The organism is Sedimentibacter sp. B4 (genome assembly GCF_000309315.1).
Taxonomy (GTDB): domain Bacteria; phylum Bacillota; class Clostridia; order Tissierellales; family Sedimentibacteraceae; genus Sedimentibacter; species Sedimentibacter saalensis.
On record NZ_CANG01000967.1, the window covers coordinates 1 to 6,459 of the forward strand.

Below are 6,459 nucleotides of genomic sequence, written 5' to 3' on the forward strand. Positions count from 1 at the left end.
AAGCTATATTAGGAAGTGTTCCATATATAAAAATATAGATATTGCTATGATAGCATTCATATTGATTAATTCAGCTATTTTTGTTGAAAATATTTTACCATTTCCACATCTTGATGGTGGAAAATTACTTCATAATATTAAAGAAAGAGTAATTTATAATAAGAAATATTCAAGTAGTAGATAAAATAAGATTACTCTACATCTAAAATCAAAACTCCTCAAATTTGAGGAGTTTTGATTTTTTCCATATTTTGGTGTATAAGTGGACCATACCAGTTTATATCCACAATTGATATTTCTTTTTATTAGCATAAAACAAAAAACTAATATTTTTATAGGGTGAAACTATAATTCATATAAAACAATATTTTCTCCTTATTATATTAAAAAATATTCTATTTAATAAGAGAATTGCCCGCATATCGTCAATAAATGGATATGCTATCAATAACATTAAGTCCAAGATCTATAAATAGAGTTTCCAGCGCTTACGGAAACATCATATAGTTTATTACTCATATTAAGAATTAATTCCTTTAGCTCCATTTTATTAGCCCAATCTTTAGGTAATGCTTTTATACCATAACAAGCACCAAGAATATTTCCACAAATAGATCCTGTGGAGTCACTGTCACCGTCATGATTTACAGACATTATCAATGATTTTATAAAGTCTTTTTCCTTCAGTGAACAATATAAAGCAATTGCTAAAGCTTCTTCTGCAACCCATCCCTCACCAAGTTTTGATATTGCGATATTTGTTTTTTCATTACTATTAGATAAATCAATGGCCTTCATAATTGCATTTAATGTTTCTTCATGATTTGAATAAGTTTTTAAAACTCTAATCGAGTTTAAAGTTCCATCTATTATATTATTACAATTTACAAGTTCTGCTATAATTGAAGCAAATACACCAGCTGCAAGATATCCTGTAGGGTGACCATGAGTAAGTGCAGCAGCTTCAGCACCAACGCTAAATGCATATTCCGTATCATTATGAAAAAATAATCCTATAGGAGCTACACGCATAACTCCACCACAACCCTTACTATCATTAATTGGATGTTCTATAGTTCCCATTTTATTGCTTTCAAGAGCTGATAAACAGCTGATTCCAGGTGCTCTTTGAACAAATAACTTCTTATATTGCATAATATTATCCTGTTTTCCAAAAGTCATATTTTTTTGAAAGCAGGCCCTCTTTTCTAAATTAAATTTACTATTCTGTGTATAGTACCATTGAAGATATGATTGATAAATACCATTTTCTATATATGAACCATTACCATAATCAATTATACTTTTACATGCCATCAATATTCCGTTAGCTGTAAATAAAGTCATTTGTGTGTCATCTGATATTAGTGCTTTTCCTTCTTCTTTATCAATATCTAAGTCCGATATTCCTTGGCTTCCATACTTATCGATTATTTCATCTAATAACATAAATTCTACAGCATATCCTAAAGCATCACCAATAGCACCACCAAGCAGGGAAGCTATAAACTTATCTTTCTTATTATTCAAACTCATAACCCCTTTTCTTTCATTTAGTTAAATAAATAATTCTTCATAAGTAAATTCAAAAGGCAAATCTGCAAATATATTTTTCAAAATTTCTAATGTAATCGTAACTGTAAATTTCGCTAATCTACTCAAGCTGAAATGTTGAACTATCTTCAATAGTTCAACATTCATGTCTTTTTTAATCTGATAAAACCTTAACTAAATATACTGCATCTCTTTTCAAAAGAGATACATCTGTGATCAATCGCCCGTCTACACACAGCACTCCATACCTCCTTTTTCTTTTTAGAATATAATATTTTTTCTTAATATGACTCCAATTGTCGTCTTTATCATATTTAACTTCACAAATATATGGCATTTTATCTAATTCAGGCATAACAATTATATTAAATTGTTTGTCAAATACACCCCACTTTATTCCATAATCCCACCATAAATTTTGCTTTATAGCTTGCTCTAAAGAAGGTTTAGGCAGAACTCTTTTACCGCCAAAAACTAAGTCATCATCATAATTTTTTCTCAAGTAATCATACTCAAAAGGAATTAACACTTTATTATTTTTATCAACTACACCCCATTTCCCATCCTTCGAAACTAAAAAGTTTCCTCTAAGTGAAACTATTTCAGCACCATCATACTCAACGGGAATGACTAAATCTCCATTTTTGTTTATATAGCCGTGCTTGCCTCCTGTTACTTCAAAACGACCAGCACTGTATTCATTAGCATTAGCATTCAACACAACATGAGCATATCCAAAATAAAAAGGATCTACAAAATCCCATGTTGGCTTTATTTTAATTTCTCCAGAATAAATGTCTGCAAAGCCCCATTTACCATTAACAGCTAATTGAATTAACCCTTCTTCACATTCCTCACGAGCCATAAACATTTCTTCTGGATAATATAATTTATCTCTGTTACCACATATGTAAACTTTATTGTCCTTAATGACAGCTTCTTCAAATTCATAAACCCCTGTATGATATACTTTACATTTTTGCATAAAAACGTCCTCCAATAAATCACAATTTTTCATTTCAATAACCATATACATGCATTATTATTTTTTAAATTCTTGCCAATTATTAATAAACTGTCGTCAAAAAATTCTACTATCTTATATAATTTAATATTTGTAAAAAGCTTCTGTTTGTATGCTGCACTAATTAAATTATCATACCAAGCGAACCGGTGTCCCCACAATTTTACAGATTCAAGACCAACAACAACAAATGAACTTGTTTCTTTGTCATAAACAAGATTATCACTTATTACTTGTTTTGGAGTTGTTAATTTAATTTTTAAGCTTTCATTACATTCATATTTTGATTCAACAATGGAATATTCTCCTGATATAACATGAATTTTAAAACCCTGATTAATTAAATATTCTCCATACATATTAAAACTATATAATCTACATAACCTTATATTATCATTTTTATTCTCTTTCAATGCCATGCGTTCCTGTAAACCATCTTCATACCAGTGTTTCCATAAATACATTCCATTTGTCATGTCAATACCACAAATTCCAAGGTTATCTGTAACCGGTCCAGTCATTGCCAAACGACTTGTAATCAATATATTTAATTTTTCAATGTAATACATTTCTCCATAAAAAATGACATGTTCCCATTTTTGAATCCAAAGGACTTGCCCTGACCTATCTAATAACATTCCTATATTCGAATTAACACACAATAAGTACTTATTATCTATGTTATAAAACTTCCCATTTCCAATTGATTTATCAATGGCATTTGCTACTTCAATTAAAGTCATTTTCAATTTATTCACTCCTATTTAACAGGAAAATTATTATCTGTAATTATAAATACTAAATATATTTGAATAATATTCAAGTCTGAAGAATTCTATTATTTAAACAATTCTTCGTATGTAAAACCAAAAGGTCCTTTTCCAAGGTCTTCTATCCCCCATAAATAAAGCGGTAAATTTTCTATATCACCAAATCTGCGAAGATATTTTTCAAAACGTTTAATGTATTCTTTTGCTCCATATAAATTAACCCTTCGTCCATAATCAAAATCCCATCCCCAGCCATTCACTGAATCGTCCAAATGAAATCTTTGTCCTTCATGAATGTTTATATAGTGTTTGTGTGATATATCTATTACTTTCTCGATATCTTTATGTCTTAAAGCTGCATCCCATAAATATATCTCTTTTCCGTCAGGAAATATTATTCCTCTTATGTCATTATCATTTATTGTTTTTATCATTTTAATATCTACGTCAGAAGGATTAATAAAGATTTTAAATGATTTTCCGATTTCGTCTGTTGCTTTAGTTTCAAAATAATTACATTCAATATTATTTTGTATTATACTCAAGTATAAGCCTCCTTACTTCTGTTATGATTCTACCGCAATTTGGTTAATTTGCATAAATATCAGATCTAAATATTTAATTGTCAAGGTGCAAATATTTTTCACCACAAAATACAAGATTATTTTTATTTTCAAAGCAATTAAATAGCTATTTAATATTATTATAGCACCATTAAATTTAATTTCCACCGAATCGGCACTTTGCTTAGTTTGCCAATATTCCCGTATGTAAAAAAAAGATTATTATGTAATTTAATATCATAACAATCCCTTTAGTTTTTATGTAATCAATAAATATTTAATTATGTCTTTATACCATAATTTTAATAATACTATATGGTATAAGGCTATAACTTCAAAACCTCTCCATCCTTCAATTCAATTACTTTGTCTTTATATTCCCCTATTTGTAAATTTTTAAATTGTCTACCCATCTCCGTATGAATAGGTATGATAGCTTTTTGAGGCCTTACAGTCTTTATAACTTCTGATATTGTATCAGCAGTAGCATGTCCGCTTGTATGTAAATGAATGACATTCCATTTTTTCACCATATCTGCCATTTTTATATTATATGAATTTCTTTTATCATCTAAATATCCATCCCACATTGAATAAATAAGTATTGGATTAAAGTTTCTAAACCTTTCCATTATACCTTGATAATATTCTTTTTCATTCACTATAAACAAAAATCCATATTTTTTCATATGTTCTTCCTGAGATAGATTATCTGACAAAATACGTTCTAATTCCAATTTATATAAGTTATCAAATCTGTAAACATCCGAAAATGAACCCGCATATTCTGTAAAAAGTTCACACTGCTTAACGATATACCAATTTGCAATCATTGGAATATGGTTTATTTTTGCTGCCTGATGAAAAGATGCAAGACTATCCATATTCGTTGATGAACATACTAAAAATGCATATCTGTGTTGCTTCAACAATTTTGTAGCTTCTTTCTGCATCTGTTGCTCTGTCATAACCTTTTCAGTACTGCGACTCAACATTGTTCCTTCTGAAATTAAAACATCAACTGGTCTACCATCTCTACAGACGTAGTGTTTCAATGTCGGAAAAAGTCCTTTACCTAAGCGACCATGAGTTCTAAAATCTCCTGTATGAAGAATTCTTTTTCCCTCTGCTTCTACTAAGAGCATATAGGCATCATATGCTGAATGATCAACAAAGTACGGCGTTACTTTAATATCACCAATTTGAATAGCAACATTTTTTACAAGAGGTTTTATCCGATTAGTGTCTTTTAAAATAGCAACTTCTCCATATTGCCTTAATGTTTCTCTTATGTTTATCATTATTCTTCTTGCAATATCACCAATATATATAGGAATTCCTTTTGGTATCTGATTCATTAATCCAGTATGATCACCATGGTAGTGTGTAAAAAATACTCCATCACATGATTTTTCAGTTACAAGCTTAATCATTTCAGAATCATTAGGTGTTTGGGTATTTTCTGATAATTCAGTTCCAAAATCAATCAAAATTCTATTTTGTTCAGTTGAAATTTCAGTTATGCTACCACCGATTTGACTTGTACCTCGATGGATAGTGATGGCTATTGACATATTATGCCTCCATTTTATATTATCTTAAAAAATGAATTTTATAAGTTTTTTAGCCGATATAAATAAGTATGTCTTTATTTACATCATAGACAATCCCCATACATATAATTATAGCATTAATCAAATTTAATATCTTCTATAGCATATTTTAATACATGATATTCAATTCTCTTATTAGATACATTAAGGAGTTTTATTACATTTTCAGTTATAAGTGGATGCAACACTTGAACAAGAAAAAACGCATTTAATTTATAATTTTCAATATTTTTATGTTCACCAAATTCAATATTACCATCAATTGCATCCCTAATTATTGAGGAATAGAAAAAAAGCTCTGATAATATGCCAATTTTAATATTATTATACCCCTTCAACTCAAAGATATTGAAACTTTTATTTTTTTCATCCATACCATATAAATCAATAGCACTTTTTCCTCCAGTGAATATATAATTAGATTTTTCTACTTTACCATTAAATATACCTATTGGAAACTGGTTTTTAACTTCATCTATTTCAATTCCATACTTTTTTAATTCTATTTTTAATTTGTCATTTTTTTTGAAATATTCTTCAATTTCATGTTCATTGTCTAAAGAAAATTTTTCTTCTTCCTCTGATAATTTTCTATCTCCTTCTTTATTTAAAACTAATGAACTCCACCCTTCATTTTTTACTTGCTTTTCCCAACTATTATTTTGAGTTTCTGCTTTAAACCAGTCACTATATAATTTTTCAAACTTATCAACTCGATATAAAAATCTATTAAAATGTCTCCATTCTTCTTTTGATTTATCTGTTGGCTCATCATACTTATTCCAGTTTAATGTTACAATATCAATATATTCTCCCAGATTTGCTTTAAATATTAATGCCCATCCTTCAAATGCAGAAACATCTTTCTGCATATTTGTCTTAATTCCATTTTTAATATCATATGGAGTGTCTTAGATGTTTCATCATAATTAAAA

At 28.7% G+C, this 6,459-nt stretch carries 6 protein-coding genes and 1 pseudogene; 1 reads left to right on the plus strand and 6 read right to left on the minus strand.

Translation table 11 applies throughout. From position 1 onward, the window contains the following. Positions 1-184: pseudogene (locus BN358_RS28060) on the plus strand (hypothetical protein); the annotation flags it as partial. Between the two features lie 269 nt (positions 185-453). Here the strand turns inward: BN358_RS28060 and BN358_RS21310 are convergent. The 6 genes from BN358_RS21310 to BN358_RS21335 form a co-directional block, all read right to left on the minus strand. Continuing rightward, complete coding sequence (locus tag BN358_RS21310) at positions 454-1,530, minus strand: ADP-ribosylglycohydrolase family protein (RefSeq protein ID WP_019227218.1); 1,077 nt, start codon at positions 1,528-1,530, stop codon at positions 454-456. Positions 1,531-1,708: 178 nt separating this feature from the next. Further along, a complete protein-coding gene (locus BN358_RS21315; protein ID WP_019227219.1) occupies positions 1,709-2,539 on the minus strand; it encodes a WG repeat-containing protein in 831 nt (276 codons plus the stop codon). A 29-nt stretch (positions 2,540-2,568) separates the two neighbouring features. Continuing rightward, positions 2,569-3,321, minus strand: coding sequence for a hypothetical protein (locus BN358_RS21320; RefSeq protein WP_232233423.1), 753 nt, complete (start codon positions 3,319-3,321; stop codon positions 2,569-2,571). Positions 3,322-3,416: 95 nt separating this feature from the next. After that, positions 3,417-3,893 carry a hypothetical protein gene (locus BN358_RS21325; RefSeq protein ID WP_019227221.1) on the minus strand — a complete coding sequence of 159 codons (477 nt, stop codon included), beginning with the start codon at positions 3,891-3,893 and terminating at the stop codon, positions 3,417-3,419. A gap of 344 nt (positions 3,894-4,237) precedes the next feature. Further along, positions 4,238-5,485: an MBL fold metallo-hydrolase gene (locus tag BN358_RS21330; protein WP_019227222.1), complete on the minus strand. Its 1,248-nt coding sequence runs from the start codon at positions 5,483-5,485 to the stop codon at positions 4,238-4,240. Positions 5,486-5,601: 116 nt separating this feature from the next. After that, positions 5,602-6,396, minus strand: coding sequence for a hypothetical protein (locus BN358_RS21335; RefSeq protein WP_019230565.1), 795 nt, complete (start codon positions 6,394-6,396; stop codon positions 5,602-5,604). Positions 6,397-6,459: the final 63 nt, after the last annotated feature.

Coding starts and splice junctions, on each gene's coding strand:
- BN358_RS21335 (WP_019230565.1), bottom strand. CDS start 6,396: ATGCAGAAAGATGTTTCTGCATTTGAAGGATGGGCATTAATATTTAAA.
- BN358_RS21330 (WP_019227222.1), bottom strand. CDS start 5,485: ATGTCAATAGCCATCACTATCCATCGAGGTACAAGTCAAATCGGTGGT.
- BN358_RS21320 (WP_232233423.1), bottom strand. CDS start 3,321: ATGACTTTAATTGAAGTAGCAAATGCCATTGATAAATCAATTGGAAAT.
- BN358_RS21315 (WP_019227219.1), bottom strand. CDS start 2,539: ATGCAAAAATGTAAAGTATATCATACAGGGGTTTATGAATTTGAAGAA.